Annotated in this window: 15 protein-coding genes and 1 pseudogene; 4 read left to right on the top strand and 12 right to left on the bottom strand. The window is 27.8% G+C overall.

Going from position 1 to position 17222, the window contains the following annotated elements:
* The first annotated feature begins 227 nt into the window (after positions 1–227).
* Together IR151_RS07190 and IR151_RS07185 are read left to right on the top strand one after the other, a co-directional pair.
* Positions 228–866, top strand: coding sequence for a transaldolase family protein (locus IR151_RS07190; protein WP_227433839.1), 639 nt, complete (start codon positions 228–230; stop codon positions 864–866).
* A 25-nt stretch (positions 867–891) separates the two neighbouring features.
* Positions 892–2436: a BglG family transcription antiterminator gene (locus IR151_RS07185; protein ID WP_227433838.1), complete on the top strand. Its 1545-nt coding sequence runs from the start codon at positions 892–894 to the stop codon at positions 2434–2436.
* Between the two features lie 67 nt (positions 2437–2503).
* Here IR151_RS07185 and IR151_RS07180 read toward each other — a convergent pair whose 3' ends face one another.
* Complete coding sequence (locus IR151_RS07180; protein ID WP_227433837.1) at positions 2504–3130, bottom strand: YitT family protein; 627 nt, start codon at positions 3128–3130, stop codon at positions 2504–2506.
* Positions 3131–3263: 133 nt separating this feature from the next.
* Positions 3264–3980 carry a pentose-5-phosphate 3-epimerase gene (locus IR151_RS07175; protein WP_227433836.1) on the bottom strand — a complete coding sequence of 239 codons (717 nt, stop codon included), beginning with the start codon at positions 3978–3980 and terminating at the stop codon, positions 3264–3266.
* 397 nt (positions 3981–4377) lie between these two features.
* Here IR151_RS07175 and IR151_RS07170 point away from each other — a divergent pair, with 397 nt between their 5' ends.
* Positions 4378–5592 (top strand): 6-phosphofructokinase, encoded by a 1215-nt coding sequence (locus tag IR151_RS07170; RefSeq protein WP_227433835.1) that lies wholly within the window; start codon positions 4378–4380, stop codon positions 5590–5592.
* Positions 5593–5891: 299 nt separating this feature from the next.
* Entirely contained in the window at positions 5892–7217 is a 1326-nt protein-coding gene (locus tag IR151_RS07165; RefSeq protein ID WP_227433834.1) for a hypothetical protein, read from the top strand.
* Positions 7218–7478: 261 nt separating this feature from the next.
* Here the strand turns inward: IR151_RS07165 and IR151_RS07160 are convergent, their stop codons facing one another.
* The 10 genes and pseudogenes from IR151_RS07160 to IR151_RS07120 form a co-directional block, all read right to left on the bottom strand.
* Positions 7479–8858 (bottom strand): M20 family metallopeptidase, encoded by a 1380-nt coding sequence (locus IR151_RS07160; protein WP_227433833.1) that lies wholly within the window; start codon positions 8856–8858, stop codon positions 7479–7481.
* Positions 8859–8888: 30 nt separating this feature from the next.
* Entirely contained in the window at positions 8889–10097 is a 1209-nt protein-coding gene (locus IR151_RS07155; protein ID WP_227433832.1) for a hypothetical protein, read from the bottom strand.
* Positions 10098–10781: 684 nt separating this feature from the next.
* Positions 10782–11186: a DUF3139 domain-containing protein gene (locus IR151_RS07150; protein ID WP_227433831.1), complete on the bottom strand. Its 405-nt coding sequence runs from the start codon at positions 11184–11186 to the stop codon at positions 10782–10784.
* Between the two features lie 210 nt (positions 11187–11396).
* Positions 11397–12584, bottom strand: a complete 1188-nt coding sequence (locus IR151_RS07145; RefSeq protein WP_227433830.1) for a macrolide family glycosyltransferase — start codon at positions 12582–12584, stop codon at positions 11397–11399.
* 31 nt (positions 12585–12615) lie between these two features.
* Positions 12616–12831, bottom strand: coding sequence for an AbrB/MazE/SpoVT family DNA-binding domain-containing protein (locus IR151_RS20430; protein ID WP_413926638.1), 216 nt, complete (start codon positions 12829–12831; stop codon positions 12616–12618).
* A 27-nt stretch (positions 12832–12858) separates the two neighbouring features.
* Positions 12859–13041 (bottom strand): annotated as a pseudogene (locus IR151_RS20425) (helix-turn-helix transcriptional regulator); the annotation flags it as partial.
* Between the two features lie 160 nt (positions 13042–13201).
* Positions 13202–13567, bottom strand: a complete 366-nt coding sequence (locus tag IR151_RS07135; protein ID WP_227433828.1) for an ArsR/SmtB family transcription factor — start codon at positions 13565–13567, stop codon at positions 13202–13204.
* Between the two features lie 15 nt (positions 13568–13582).
* Positions 13583–14359 carry a nitroreductase family protein gene (locus IR151_RS07130; RefSeq protein WP_227433827.1) on the bottom strand — a complete coding sequence of 259 codons (777 nt, stop codon included), beginning with the start codon at positions 14357–14359 and terminating at the stop codon, positions 13583–13585.
* Between the two features lie 393 nt (positions 14360–14752).
* Complete coding sequence (locus IR151_RS07125) at positions 14753–15202, bottom strand: PTS sugar transporter subunit IIA (protein WP_227433826.1); 450 nt, start codon at positions 15200–15202, stop codon at positions 14753–14755.
* Positions 15192–17099, bottom strand: a complete 1908-nt coding sequence (locus IR151_RS07120) for a BglG family transcription antiterminator (protein ID WP_227433825.1) — start codon at positions 17097–17099, stop codon at positions 15192–15194. The genes IR151_RS07125 and IR151_RS07120 overlap by 11 nt, the downstream gene beginning before the upstream one ends.
* Positions 17100–17222 lie beyond the last annotated feature (123 nt).

The following is a 17222-nucleotide window of genomic DNA, read 5'->3' as shown; positions in this document are numbered from 1 at the left end:
TTATTTACTAAAGCTTATGGCAATTAATAAACAATCAATGTTTTATTATTACCATATCATTATGTAAATTTTATTAAGTGGTCATGTGACAATTTTACAAACAATATTATTGTATAATTAACTTAATATTTTACAAATAAAAATTATTGTCTTCAAATGGAGACCATGACTAATAAAAATAAAAGAGAGTTTTTATTGTAATCAATAACTTAAAGGAGAATTAAATTATGAAATATTTAATAGATAGTGCAAATCTTAATGAGATTCAAAAGTGTTTAGGGTATGGATTTAAAGGAATAACAGCTAATCCATCTATGTATCTTAAAGAAAATGTAAACTTTTATGAATTCCTTGAAGCGTGTACTAATTTAAATCCAGGAATATTAACTGCTGAAGTTATAGGGAATAATTTATATGAATTACTTGAGTCTTGTGATAAGATATCAAATATAAACAAGGACACCATAATAAAAATAAATTTTTCTGAAGCTGGTTTAGAACTTATAAATACATTAAATAGTAAAGGTGTAAAAACTGCATGTACATTAATTTTCAATGTAAATCAAGCATCCTTAGCTATAAATGCAGGTGCTGATTATATATTTCCTTTTATAGGAAGAAATGATGAAAATGGGTATGATGGTATAAAAAACCTTACAGAAATATGTAAGCTTATATCAATAAATGAATATAAGACTAAAGTTGTTGCAGCTTCTATCAAAAATGTATTTCACTTAACTCAAGCATCTCTTTGTGGATGTGATTATGCAGCTGTGACATATGATTTATTTAAAAAAGCTTCTTTTAGCCAACTTACAATAGATGGTTCCAATACTTTTGAAAAAGATTGGTCCCAAGTTAAATAGCAACTAAGATTTAGGAGGGGTTACATTGAACAAAAGATTATTAGATATTGCAGAATTATTGCTAAATAACTCAGACTATATTACTGTAAATACTATTGCCAAAGAATTAAATGTTAGCAATAAAACTATTCGTAATGACCTTGTTATTTTAGATGAATGGCTTTTAGAGTTTAATTTATCCTTAGATAAAAAGACTGGTTCAGGAGTTATTATTCTAGGTAATGAAGATATAAAACTTAAAGTTATTAGAGATATCAATGATAAATCAAATGGTATATATGCATACTCTCCTGAAGACAGAAAAAGATATATTCTGAGTAAATTGTTTATTAAAAATTCGAAATTTAGGATTCGTGATATTTGTAATGAACTACATGTTAGTAGAGCTACTGTACATAAAGACTTGGTAGTTATTCAAAATTTCTTGCAGAACTTTAAAGTAACACTAGTTAGAAAAACAAATAATGGTGTATATCTAGAAGGTAAAGAAAAAGATATTAGAAAAGCAATTTTTGAACTTACTACTTCTAATAAAAGTTATACTGAACTTAAAGAAATATTATTCTCAACATCTGATAAATTTAATAGTACTCCTTCAACAAGAATCTTTAAGGAGCTATTCAATTATGATTTCGAGAAATTGTCTCAGATTACTCTAAATAGTTTGCAAGTAGAAAAAAATAATCTTAGTGATGAGTATTATATAAACTTCTTAATAGATATAGCTATATGTATAAAAAGAGTTTCTCTTAATAGGTACATTAATTTATCTGAAAATTTCTTTAGAGAATTATTAGAACATGAATGCTTTGAAAAAGCTAAGACTTTATCCTCTAATCTAAGTGAAGCTTTTTATGTAGAATTTATTGATGAAGAGATTTGCTATATGCTTCTTCATATAGAAGGATTGCTTAAATCCATAAAGAAATCTACTCCTCTTGAACCCCTTAAAAATGAAGAAATTACAGAGTATAACCTATCTGAAGCAATAGCTACTCATTGGGGTAATATACTAAATTTAAATTTAAAAGAAGACTTTATATTAATAAAGTCTCTTGCGAATCATCTTAAGTCAGCTTTACATCGAATAAACTATGGATTTACTATTACAAATCCTGTATTAAATGATATAAAAAGAACATTCCCATATACATATAAGGCTGCTAAAGAGTCTAATACTGTTATCAAACAGTTGATGAATTATGAAGTTAATGAAGATGAAATAGGGTATCTTGCTTTATATTTAATATCAGCAATAGATAGAAGTAAAGCTCCTTTAAATACTATTTTAATATGTCATTGTAGTGCTGGTGTATCTAACTTACTAGTTCAAAAATTATGCTTTGAATTTAATCAAATTAATATAGTTGAGTCCATACCTCTCTCTTCTATCTCATTTACAAATTTTGATGATATAGATTTAATATTAACTACTGCTCCTGTAGACTTTGAGCATCACGCTGAGTTAATAAATATAAATGCTCTTTTAGGTAAATACGATATCTCCAGACTTAGTGTGATTATTAAAAAACTATATTCCGAAAAGAATAAAATACTATCTTTTAAGTAAACAAAAAATATCAAGGTGACCTGAGTTATCTTGATATTTTTTATATGTAAAGTAAATTTTATTATTTTTATTGAGTACAAGCACTATTCATATTATTAGTTTCTTCAGTATTTTTTGCAAATTTTGTAGTTACAAATCCTATTGTTTTTATTATTAACAGTAAAGATATTAATGAATATACAGATATCATAAGGTTCTTACTTATGATTCCAGATGCCACTATTATAAATCCATCTAGTATAAATAATATAGCTGGTAACTTCAAGAACTTAACCACCTTATTAAGAAGCATTGCTACTAAATCAGTTCCACCAGTACTACATCCCCTTATTATCGCTATACCTATAGCAGTTCCAACTAATAATCCACCTATTACCCCTGCTACTAATAAGTTGTCCGTTATATGAGTTTTTGGTATTACTTTTAAGAAAAGTGGACCCATAAGAGTTATATATAATGTTTTTACTCCAAAGCCTTTACCTAAAAATAATACTCCCATTACTAGAAGTGGCATAGATATTCCTAAAGATATATTCTCAACAGGTATTGATAAAAATGTACTAAGTACAACTGATAATCCAGTTATACCCCCTGGAGCTAATGTATGCTCTGCAAAGAAAAAATTAACTGCTAATGCCATTAAAAATGCTGATATTGTTATCAATAAATAGTCTTTTATCATTTCTTTTTTCATTTAATATCCTCCAATAATTACATTATTTCAGTATAAAAAACCAATCATATTATTCTAATTTCCTATAACTTTTCATAAAAGATATGCTTCCTTAAAACATTAAGAAAGCATATCTTTTATCATAGTTATTTACCTATTCTAAACCAAACTTTACAGTTGCTTCGTCTATCGCTTTTCTACAATTCTTAACACCTGCTGTTATACCATCTTTATCTTTAAATATCGCTGAAGATAATATTACAACATCTGGATTACATTCTATTAATGGCTCCATATTATCTGCTCTTAGTCCACCATCTATTGCTAACTCACACTTGGGATTCTTTTCATCTATCATTTTTCTAGCTCTCTTAACTAAATCAACAGAACTCTTTCTCCATCCCCAGTTATCTTTTCCATCTGTTTCATCAACACCATGAACGACTATTTGTAATCTATCTATATCATATATAGCTTCATCAACAAAGCATAATGGTGTGTAACATCCAACTGTTAATCCTATTTTCATCCCAAATTCTCTACAGTAATTTATTATGTATGCAAGAGGAGCTCCTAAGAATTGCTCAGCTGGAATTATTAACATGTTGCACCCTGCTGCTGCTATTTTTTCTATAAATAATCTATCGCAATCTCTTGTGTATATATGGCATTCTATTGGTTTATCTGTTACTGGTCTTATTGCTTCTATTATTTGATGTCCACCCATAAGTTGCATATTTTTTAAGTCATGCATGTCAGCTGCATCTGAATGTACGTAGTCTACACCAGCATCCATCGCTTCCTTAACCACTGCTGATATGTGCCCATAATTTACATGTGCTAATCCTGCTGCTATTTTTATGTGTTTCATATTTATATACCTCCATATTTTACTTTAATTAGTATTAGATATTAATTTTTGATATTTTTTAATGTACTTCTACTTTTATTGATGTCCGTATTTCTTCTATAAACTTATTCTTTTTTTGTGAACTTTGAACTTATTTTGCTTTGTAAATTAATATTACACTGATATAATTTTTTTCACAACAGTTTCACTACTCCTTAAAAGTACCTTTATATTGTGGCAAATTATAGACATTAACTATGTATAAAAAGTTATTTTTTACCACATCTTTATGGTATTTATTATCTGTACTTACTCAATTGATATCACTAGATTACTTAATATATAATCAGACTATAAATATAAATTTGCTTAACAAAAAGCATCATTCATAATAATATTAATAAAAGGGAGATGTAAAATGAGAAACTGTATTATTGCCCAATCTGGAGGCCCTACCGCTGTTATCAATGCTTCTGCCATTGGTATTTATGAAAAGAATTTAGAAACTAAATACTTTGATAAAGTGTATTTTGGTATCAATGGAATTGAAGGTATACTAAATAAAAATATTATAGATTCGGAATATCTGAATAAAAAAGATATACTAAACTTAAAACAAACTCCTTCTTCTGGTCTTGGTTCCTGTAGATATAAACTTGCTGATTACAAAGTAAATTCTTACGACTATGACAGGGTCATAAATATACTAGATGAATATGAAATAGACACATTATTCTATATAGGAGGAAATGATTCTATGGATACAGTAATGAAATTTTCTCAATATTGTAAAAGCACTACTTGTAAAATAAAGTTTATAGGGATTCCTAAAACAATAGACAATGATTTATTAGGAACTGACAACTGTCCTGGATTTGGTTCTTCTGCAAAGCTTATTTCTACACTAATAATGGAAACTTACTTAGATTTTTCTATATATAAAAATAATGGTATATTCATAGTTGAAACTATGGGTAGAGATACTGGATGGTTAGCTGCTTCGTCTGCACTTGCTAGACTCAATGACACTCCATTAGTTGATTTAATCTATCTTCCAGAAATTGAGTTCTATGAAGATAAGTTTGTAGAAGATGTTAGAAGAGTCTTTAAAGAAAAAAATAAGGTCTATATAGTTGCATCAGAAGGTATAAGAGATAAAGATGACAACTTTATATGTGAGCAAAACACTTCTGCTCATGATAAATTTGGTCATTCTCAATTAGGTGGAGTAAGTAATTATCTAAAAGACCTTATAGTATCATCATCAATTACAACAAGAGTAAAAACTTTAGAACTCGGTGTAATACAAAGATGTGCTATGCATTTAGCTTCAGAGACTGATTTGAGACAAGCTACTGAAGTTGGTGCACATGGATTAGAACTCTCTCAAAAAGGATATACAGGAGTTATGGCTATCCTTAATAGAATAAGTAATACTCCTTATAAGTATGAAGTTAGTCATACAGATATTGCTAAGATAGCTAATAAGACAAAGTATTTCCCTAAAGAATGGATAAATGAAGAATACAATCATATAACTGAGGAAGCTCTAGATTATTTATCTCCACTTATTCAAGGTAACCCAGATATTAAATATAAAGATGGATTACCTCATTTTTCAACCATTTACTAGACAATTATTATGATTCAATATACATTAAATACTATCTCTTTAAATATATATGTGGCTGTCACACTAGCAATTATAAAGTGTTATGTGACAGCTACTTCACAGATTTCCATGATGGAGACAATTTTGAGTAATGATGTCTATCACCAATTTTTCATTTTTAATACATTATAATTAGTTAGACAATAAATATTTGAGCATGATATTATTATATATAATAGTACAAAGAAATATAGTTTTGCCATGAATAGAAAAAGTAAAAGTTATATAAATAACTATAATAATTGAAAAGGAAGTAATCTATGAAAATAGCAATCATAACAACTGAATTTTTAAAAGAATTTGTAGCTAATTCTATAAAAAAATTAAATATTAATGCAGAAATTGAAATATATATTTATAAAGATTTTTCTCATGTTGGAGATTTATATCTAGAAATCGAAGATAAGTTTGATGGATTCGCAGTCAGTGGACCTATACCTAAGGAAGCTATTACAAAAAAAGTTGGTACTATAAAAAAACCTTTAGTTGATTTTGGTACTGATTTACAAAGTTATTACGATATGTTTCTAAAACTTATTTTTAAATACAATACATTAGATTTTTCTAGAGCATACTTTGACCTAATGGATTGGGCAGATAATCCAAAAGACATATCATATTATCTATCAAATGGTACATTTGGAGATTTAATGTGTAGTATTAATGAAAATGCCTCTAAGATGAGTTTATCTGATATAGCAGAGCTTGAAAAAAATATTGAAAAAAAACATATTAAGTTATGGAATGAAGGGAAAATTGATTTTTCTACTACTCGTTTTAGTAGTATTGTCCCTATGTTACAAGATGCAGGAGTAAATTTTCACTTCATATATCCTGACATAAATTTATTGAAAAGTACTTTTAATGAATTAATAAAGGACATTCATCTGCATAGAATGAAGGTAAACCAACCTGGTGTAATATATATAACAGTTAAAGATATGAACCATTATGATTATACTATAGACCAAATTTATAAAATATTAAACAATCTAAAAAAAGATAAATTAACTGATTTTATAATTGAAAAGGATACTAGCTCTTTTAAGATTTTTACTAAATGTGAGACCATTAAATCATTAACTAAAAATTTCACTACATGTTATATAAAAGAATCTATTGAAAATAGTATAAACCTTAAAGTATGTGTTGGGTATGGAATTGGTAATAATATAAAACAAGCCATGTCTAATGCTATAAATGCTAATAAGGAATCTAAAATAAATCCTTTAAACTACAGTTTCTTAGTTAATGAAAGTTATGAGACAATAGGCCCTTTACTATGTGATAAATTACTTACTGTTTCAAATAAAGTAACTCCACACATAAATACAATTGCTAAAAATTCCAAATTGTCTACTCTTACTATTCAAAAGATTATATCCGTTATTGAAATTCTACAAAAAGATGAAGTTACTCCTAAGGAATTATCTTCTTGTTTAAATGTAACAGTAAGAACTGCCAATAGATTTTTAAGTAGTCTACTAAAGTCTGGAAATGCTACTATATTATACGAAAAACAAAACTCAACAAAAGGTAGACCTGAGAGGGTATACAAATTATTTATATCAGAAAACAAACATTAAAATCTAGAGTACATAAAAATATTTTATCATTGAATAGTAAATAAAGTTATATGATTTTCTAAAAGGTATATCCCATATTTGTTTTTTAAGATATACCTTTTGTGATATTTATTAATAATTTATGTTATTCCCTATTAAAATTATTTTCTAGCCATTTCACTTCGCAATGAGCAAATAAACAGTAAAATTTCGTGTTCTTTTGATAATGAAAAAATGCTGGCATAAAAATTGTAATCTTATATTTTAAACTTTATATCTAATTTAAGGAGTTGGAATATCATCTGGAATAGGACACTTATATGTTTTTCCATTCATAGATTTATCGAATTCTTCTTTTGCCTTTTTAGCTATTTCTGGATTATTCAGTATCTTAGCTCCAAACATAGCCATAATTTTTGCCGCATATATCATACCTTTTTCTCCAATAGAACTTCCTGCACAAGATGTAAACTGCCAACTATGCCCAGGTGCCCCTAGGTTTGTACATCCTGTAAAAAAGTAGGCTGTAGGAACTATATGCATTACATCTCCAATATCAGTAGAACCATAGCTATTAAAGTTCGTAACATTTCCTCCACCATAATATAGATGAGTTCCTTCTGGTAAATTATATTTATTTATCATAGCCTTATATTGTTGTGGGCTTTGTCTATCTAATTCAGCTGCAAAATCCAATTCATCTTGAGTCCAAGGCTCTTGTTTAATATTATCCATACATTCTGACACAAGATTTGCTAAGACATGATTATTTAGAGTATTATAACATCCTCCTAAAAACTCTACTTCAACCTCAGTCTCAGTCATCATTGCAGCTCCTTTTGCTACTTTTATAAGTCTTTCATATGTATTTTCCACAGCTTCCCTACTTAAAGCTCTTGTATAATACCATACTGATGCTTTATCAGGAACTATGTTAGGTGCTACTCCTCCATCTGTAATGGTATAATGAATTCTTACATCAGAAGTAACATGTTCTCTCAAATAATTAGCTCCTACGTTAGTAAGTTCCACAGCATCTAAAGCACTTCTTCCATTTTGAGGGTCTGAACCAGCATGTGCAGTTTTTCCTTTAAAATGAAATTTTACAGAGTTAACAGCTGTTGATATGCCAACTGTAGCTTCACTAATTTTATTTGGATGGAAATTTATAGCTAAGTCTAATCCTTTAAATGCACCACCTCTAGCCATAAACCCTTTACCTGTTAATTGTTCTTCTCCTGGACATGCATAAAATACTATAGTTCCACTTAAATGGTTTTCTATCATTTCTCTTTTAAGTCCTACTACTGCTCCTACATGTGCAGTACATAATAAGTTATGTCCACATCCATGACCATAACCTCCCAATTCAAATGCTTCTTGCTTTGTTGAAACTTTTTGGTTTAAACCAGGTAGCGCATCAAACTCTCCCATAAAACCTATAACTGGTTTTCCTGAGCCAAAACTAGCCTTAATAGCTGTAGTTAAGCCTCCTACTCCTATTTCTACATCAAATCCTTCACTTCTTAGAAAATTTGCTGTATTTTCACATGCTTTGAATTCTTTAAATGCTTTCTCTGGATTTTTCCATATTTTCTTACTTAAATCATCAAGTTTGAGTCTTTTTTCATCTATCTCATTTATAGAAATATTTCCTATCATTAACTTTACCTCCCATAAATCTATTTTACATTAACCAAATATAAGTGGACCTATTATACTAGCAAATGCCACTGAAGCAATAGTTACAGTAACAAATCCCCCTATAATCATTTTTGGTAATAAATAATCTGTTGCCCTTTGCTTCTCTTCTACAGTTCCTTCCATAGCATCAATACCTTCATTAGAAATTATCTGTGTTGCTGGATAAGCAAGCATACAAGTTACACCAATTGCTGCTGACATTCTTGGAGAGTATCCTAATAACTTTCCTACAATTGCAGTAAATAGTATTATGAATACAGCTCCTACAACTAGAATTCCTATAGTTGGAACAATCATTGCAAATAATGCTGTTGGAGTTACCTTAGCAAGTCCTCCAGGTAACATTAACATACATCCAAACATTATAATTCCATTAGATTGAGATTTATCTAAAATTCCCTTTTCTAAAAATCCTATTCGTGTAAAAATTAAACCTACTAACAAGCATGCTATATTTGGATTTAAATAATAATTTGCTGGAGTAAATCCTGGTATTAGAGTAGCTAATCCTACAAAGTTCCCAATCATAGCAACAAATGAAAGTTTTGCAAGATATACTAGATTGGAGGATTTCTTATTTGATTCTTCTTTAAAAATTCTCATACTTGGAAGCTTAAAATTACTCTTTGATACATCCTTTAAGAAATCTCCCCTATCTCTTTTAAATTTTAATTCTTTATTTATGCAATATGTTGTTATAGGAATACCAAAGAATTTTTGAAATGACAATACTAGGATTACAAATGCTGCAAGTTCAGGTCTATTTGCTGCTTCTGCAACCGTTGTTACAATAATACCAGCAACAGTAGAACCTGCTATTGGAGGTGCTGCTATTAAAGCATACTCTCTACCAAATAACATACTACCAACTGTGAAACAACCAACCGCTATGCCTACAATACCTACTAATGCAATTACAACTGTTTTCCATTCATGGCATAAATCCTCAAGGTTTATAAGCGTTCCCAAGTTAGTTATTAACAATGCTATACCAAAGTTACTCATTGCAGCTAATATCCCTGATGCTCCTGTAACGTCTTTTGGAAGAATATTTGTCCAAAAGCCTAATAAAAATATAATACATACAAATAGCAATGTTGAAATTGCACCTTTTGTTTTCTTAGATAAAAACTCACTAAAAGCATAAATCATTACACATACAGTAAAGCAAGTAAGCGGATTCCAAAAATTTTCCATTGTTGTTTCCTCCTAAATATAATAATTTTTATCAATAAAACAATAATTATAAAGTGTGTATTCTGTAGTTATTCTCAACTACATATAGCACAATTTGATATTTTTTGATGATATTTTATACGTCTCAAATTATTCCTAAAATACCTAATATAAATTAATAACATATCCATTAATATTGTTAAGAGATACCTTATTTTAACTATTTCTTTTAAGTCTTCTTTAGGTGCAAACTTGTATTTGCTAATGCCTCCCCTCTTTAAGTTAGACTATATCTAGCGACTTTAGAAATCGTATTCCTAGCAATAACAATTATTTGTCATATTAAATAAATGATAAACTATATGCCTATAGTAGTCCTAAATTATTCTTAAATTAGTAAAAAAAAATAAATTTACTAAAATAAGGTCACTAGTTTTTATTTTGTCAAACTATTCTTGATATAAATTATAATTTCAAACTTTACTTTTGTCAATATATTCTGACAATAAATTACAAGTTTATAGTTTTAGAATTATTCTTAATCTTCTTATGTCACCATGTACTTTATACTTAAATGATTATCATTCAGAAGTTATTCTAGAAGATTCCTACTATATATTACTTTTTATACAATATACTTTTTTAAGATTGAATATAATGTTATGTATCTATTTTTCAATAAAAATACTCCTATTTTATCATGAGCTATTTATCCAACATGCCTTTAAGATAAATTGGTGGATGCTTTACACCTTTTAATTCTTCATTGCTTTTTAAAAGTTTATTATTATTTTCCATATCATAAATTTGTAACATTACTTTATTTACATATAGAGCATAATAATCATCACTATAAAAATATTGATATTCATATTGAGGGTCATCTTTGTAATATACTCTATATAGTATTCCTTTGTAGCTTGCTTTCTTTGCTTTTTCTCTTGTAATACTCTTTATATTATCTTTTGAAATATCTTGCTTTACCATATATTTGTTAATATATATTTCAGCCTCCTTCCATGGTTTAATGTAGTTTTTATACACAACAAACCCTGTTACACTTATAATACTTATAATTAATACTCCTAAAATAACTTTATACTTTTTCATATTAATCCTCCCTACTTCAATCTAAATTTTTTTCAGTTCTAATGTTAAAAACTTGATATAATATACTAAAAAAGAGATGTTATATTTTTTTATTAAAATATAACATCTCTCATATTTAGTATCAATATATATGCCCCAACTGGTAGGTTAAGTGACCCCACTGTCAGTATTTTGATTAAGTGGTATGTATTGTCCATTTTAACCAATTTACTATATTTTAATTGCTCTACTATCACATATAAACTGTAATATCACATCTGCTGCTTTTTTTGAACCTCCTGCATTATAAAAACTTTTTGATAGTTTAGTTGCATTTTCTTTGTATTCATTATCATTCATAACTTGAAATACTGCATCTTTAATATCTTTTGATTTATTTTCTTTTAACATGAGCCCTGCGCCCAAATAAGTAACTCTATTAGCTACCATTCTCTGCTCCGAATGTTGTGGAAATAATACCATAGGTACTCCATAATATAAACTTTCATTAACACTATTCATCCCACAATGAGTAATAAACACATCAGTTTCTTGAAGTACAGTAGTCTGTTTGACACTATTTTTAACTTCAAAATTATTTGGTATATGTCCTAAACTTTTAATATCAGTATCACTACCAACAGACATAATTACATCAACCTCATAATCTTCAAATGCATTTATACAGTTTTTATAAAAGTTAATATTTTTATTATTAATTGTACCAAGTGAAATATATATTAGCTTTTTCTTTCTCTCTTTGGGTCCAATAATTACCTTTGATACTGATGGCCCTACAAATGAATATTTACTAGAAAAAGTTTCTACCATTGGTTGAAATTCTTTTGATGTATATACAATAGTATTCGTATCATCATCATTAGAAACTATAGAAATAAAGTTTTTTACCTCATATCCTTTTCTTCGTAAAAGCTTTATTTTTTTATTAATGCGTCTCATACCAAAAACCATACGTATAATTTCTATAAAGCTTTGTTTCATCATCTTCGCTGTATGTTTATTAATCGCGAAAGTTGTTGTAGAACATATATATGGAATATTAAGTTTTTGTGCAAATAATTTTCCCCAAAAACTTAGTGAATCTGATACAATACAATCTGGATTAAATTCTTTAAGTTCTCTACAAACTTTTTCATCTAAAGATATGGTAGTATCTACTATCATCTCAATTAACCCAGAAAAATCTTTACCAATTTTTTTCTCATCTCCAGGACGTAATTCTGGAAGATATTTATCACAACAAATAAATTTTGCTCCAGCACCTTCAATTTTATCTTTAAATTCATTAAAAGAATAATACAATACCTCATTCCTTCTATCTACCAATTCACGAACTACTTCAACGGTAGGATTGGTGTGACCATATGCAGGAATACTGAAAAATACTACTTTGCCCATATTTTATCCATCCTTTTATAATTTTTTTAAATTACTCTTCTTTACTTATTACCCCCATATGACCTATAAAATTTATCAAATCACGTTGATGAACAATTCCTAATCCTCTTTCTTCATCTCCTAGTATCAATAATTTGTCCCCTGAGTTTATATTAAATACATCCCTTGCTTCTTTTGGAATAACAATCTGACCACGTTCACCAACTACGACAGCTCCAAAGAAAAATTTTCCTGTAGGTGGTACTATAATCCCTGATTTTTCTTCCGAATGATTAACTAAATCATCTAATCTGACATTATACAATTTTGCAAGTTTAATACAACTATCGATATCAGGAGTAGATTCTCCATTTTCCCATTTTGCTACTGATTGTCTAGAAACATTAAGTTTTTCAGCTAATTCTTCTTGTGTGTACTGATGAATTTTTCTTAGTCTTTTCAAATTCGTATTAATCATATTTTTCATACCTCCTATGTTTATAGTATTAGATTTATTACTTAAATTCTATCAACTAATCTTAACATTCATGTATATATTTTTATACATAAAAAAGAGCTATCACAGAACAAATTTAATTTATTCATGTGACAACCCCTTTTTGCTAAATCACTTTACTTTACTCACCTTTTCTTACATCATCTTCACCAATATGTTGTATTCCAACAAATATAAGATTTATTAGCTCTGTTAGTGATTTCCATTGTGATTTTTTTGAATCAAGATAATAATAATTTCTAGTTCCTTCTCTACGTACATTAACAATTTCTGCTTCTTTCAATATTTTAAGATGATGAGATACAGCAGGGCGAGAAAGATGTGTTTTTTCTGTAATTTCTCCTACTCGTATACCATTGAAGTCACTTTCTAGGAGTGTGATTAAAATTAACTGTCTAGTTTCATCTCCCATAGCAGAAATAGCTTTACGACATTCTTTAAATTTAGATGTTATTTCTTGTATTCTTTGCTGACATTCTTTTTCCATAAACTCCTCCATACCTTATAAGTATCTAACACTTGCTGGTTCTTTTTGTGCAGTACGTCTATATTTAACATCTGGATAGCCAATCACTAGTGTCATAAGTACATGATTCCTGTGTTTTAGACCTAAAAGTTTTTTTAACTTTGGTGAATTATTTGCTACATCTGAAAAATATCCACTAAATAAAACCCCCAGACCATAAGATTCTGCCATTAGTGCCATATTAGATGCTGCAAGTGAACCACTAATCTTATCTTTTGTTACTATCATTATTGCAATAGGAGCATGCTTGAAAAAAAAGTTATCATCAACCTCAACTTCCTTTGAATATTTAACAGCAATATTTGCAATAGGTTTTATTTTTCTAAAAAATCTCACTGCTTCCTTTTCATATATTGCTTTTTTATTGTCTAAAACAATATATGATACATCTTGTGAATTTTTAGCACTAGGTGTGTATCTACCTGCTTCAATAATTTGCTTTACAATTTCTGAAGAAACTTCTTTATCTTTAAATTTCCGGATACTTCTTCTAGATTTAATTGCCATTAGTAATTCATCTGAGTCTAAGTTTGGCTTATTTGTAAGTTCTATTGGTGGTTCATCAAACCCAGTAAGTGTAATAGCTTCTTTGGGACAGATTGCTGCACAGTGTCCACACATTAGACAATCTTGTTTTTTAATTACTGATTTTTTATTTTCTATAATTATATTATTTACTGGACAATCATTTTTACAAAGTCCACATCCAATACAAAGGTCTTTATTAACTTCAATTATATGTTGATATTTCATATACATTCATCTACCTTTCGTTCATTAGTTTAAACTATTATAACACGAAGATGTTTTTTATATTCATTGGTAAAGAATTTGATTACCATTAAATTTTTAATACCTCTATTACACAAGTTTTTTATAGATTTTAAAGTATTATAGGTTTTGTATAATAAAAAAGACAAACTTGAAATTTAAGCTCGTCTTTTTTATCTCTTACTATAAAATAAACTCTCTCTTCCTTTTTAGCAAATCTCTCCATGAATCCTGCTACATTATTATCAACTAATAACTTTCCTTTGTTTAATCCTAATAACTCATATCAATAATTTGGCACATGTTTATAATCGGTAACGATGATAACACATTTTTCATTCCAAAATAAATTCAAATTTATAGTTTATACAATATCTATGCTTCATAAAATACACCTACTATTTCTTTTTTGGTATGTGCACTTAAAAGCCTTTCACTTATATCTTTACCACCTAAAATATAAGATATTTTAGATATTAACATTATATCTTCTTTACCTTCAGATTGTGGCATAGCAAACATAATTACTAATTTTACAGGCAAGCCATCTATACTTGGCCAATCTACACCTTCTCTAGATTTACCTATTACCACAGATGCTTTCTTTACATACTTTGTTTTTCCATGTGGCATAGCCATTTGATAACCTATACTTGTAGAGCCCATTTTCTCTCTATGCTTTAGTGCCTTTATAAACTTACTTTTTGAAGTTATACTTCCTTTATCATATAATTTATCTACTAATTCTTGTATTATACCTTCTTTTGTAGTTGATTTTAAGTCTAAAATAACACTTTCTTCGCTTAATATTTCTCTAATTTCCATTTATTTTCTCCAGTACATTGTTATCAAATAATATTTTAATATCCTCTTCTCTTTCGCAATCTATTATATAATTTATATAGTTCTTTTGCCTATATAGATTTGATACTTCAATCAGAATATGTTTTAAAAAACTATGATTACTAGTTTCTAAGTAAAGGTCAATCGTTCTATTAATATTATTGACATTCATTATTCCCTTATTTACTTTACTTTGATTGCATATATATATATTTAAATCTTTTCCTAATGCAATAGATTCATACTTACTGCTTAAATTCATACCTATTAAACTTCTCATCTGGCTTACATCAAAATTAAAATATATATTATCTTTTAAATATACTCCTAATAAGTTTGTATCTAAGTCCATACTTTTTCTAGGTTTATTAAGTAAAGCATTTTTTATATTATTAATATCACTTTCCATTAATAGTACTGATACAACTATATGTGATTTCTCTTTCAAATCTAAATTTACAGTAGATATTACAAAATCTACATCATCCAAATTTCGCTTATTCAACTGATGCATGGGAATTATATCAACTATAGTCCATTCAGGAAATTCTCTTTTTAATCTAGCAGCAAGAAGCTGAGATGTTCCATATCCTGTATTACAAACTACTATTACTCTTTTACTACTCATATTTCTTTCTATAGCTGCTTGAAAATATGTAGCAATATACGAAACTTCATCTATACTAATATTCTTCAGATTATAATGCTCTGTCATAATATTTATAGTCATCATGCATAACCCCAATACCTCAGAAAATCGCTCTTGTATCTCTTCTAATAATGGATTTTTTATTTGGATATCATATCTTAATCTGTTTAACATGTGTCTTACATGAGATGTCAGACTTTTTTGCAGTAGTTCATCATCTTTAAGATTTATATTTAAAAACTGTGACATATTCTCTATCATTATAGATGATATTTTTTCACTATCACTTAATATATCTGATTCATCATTGCAACGCTTATTGCTTTCGCTACTAAATCCAGATGATACTAAATATATATATATATATTTAATTTCATCTTTAGTTATTTTTACTCTGTATCTATTTTCTATTTTACCTATAAGTGTAGTGACCTTTTGATATACTAACTCATCCAAATTACATATAGAGACTTCCTTTTCTTCCTGAAAATCTATTTGATTACCTTCTTCAACTCTCTTTAAGCATATAAGTATATGTGTAATTAAATTTATATAGTAGGGCTGACTTATAACATATCCTAAATTATCTTCTAATTCTGTAATTATAGTTTCTACAAATATAATAGAATCAATATCAAATAAATTTATCAATGCACTAAATGTAGCAGAATCTAATCTGGTTAACTCAGATATATCGTGCTGTTCATAATTTTCATCTAATAAATCATCTACCATCTTAGCAATCGATTTCCTTATATCTACTTCTTTACCTATAATTTTAGTTCCCTCTAAGGTTTTATTAAGTTTTAAATTATATTCTTTTATCCATTCCTCTATATATTTAAAATCATTTACTATAGAAGTTTTACTTACATAATATTTATCCGATAACTGATTTATTGAAGTTATATTATTTGAATTTAATAATAGATATTTTAAAATTTCCATTCTTCTTTGCTCTACTGATAAAGACTTATTTCCCTTTGGTTGTATATTTAAACTATTAATTAGGTCTATATCTTTCTTTGCTGATGCTTCTATTAATATTCCGCAACCCCTTTTTATATCAATTTTTATACCGAAAGTTTCTAAGTATATCTCAATCATCTTCAAATCTTTTTGTAATGTTTTATCTGATACATTTAATTTATCTTTAAAGTATTTTATAGGTCTATATTCATTTTCATTTAATATCAATTTAAGAAATTCAATTTGCCTTGATGCAAGCATACTTATGCCCCCTACCCATTTTTTGATATTTCTATTAATTACTATTTTAGCATATTTAATAACTATGTAAAAATACTAAAATACTTCTGTATCATAAAAGAATTTATGATACACTTTACAAAA

This window comes from Clostridioides sp. ES-S-0006-03, assembly GCF_020662275.1.
GTDB lineage: Bacteria > Bacillota > Clostridia > Peptostreptococcales > Peptostreptococcaceae > Clostridioides.
This window is presented reverse-complemented; position numbering and strand designations above follow the sequence as displayed.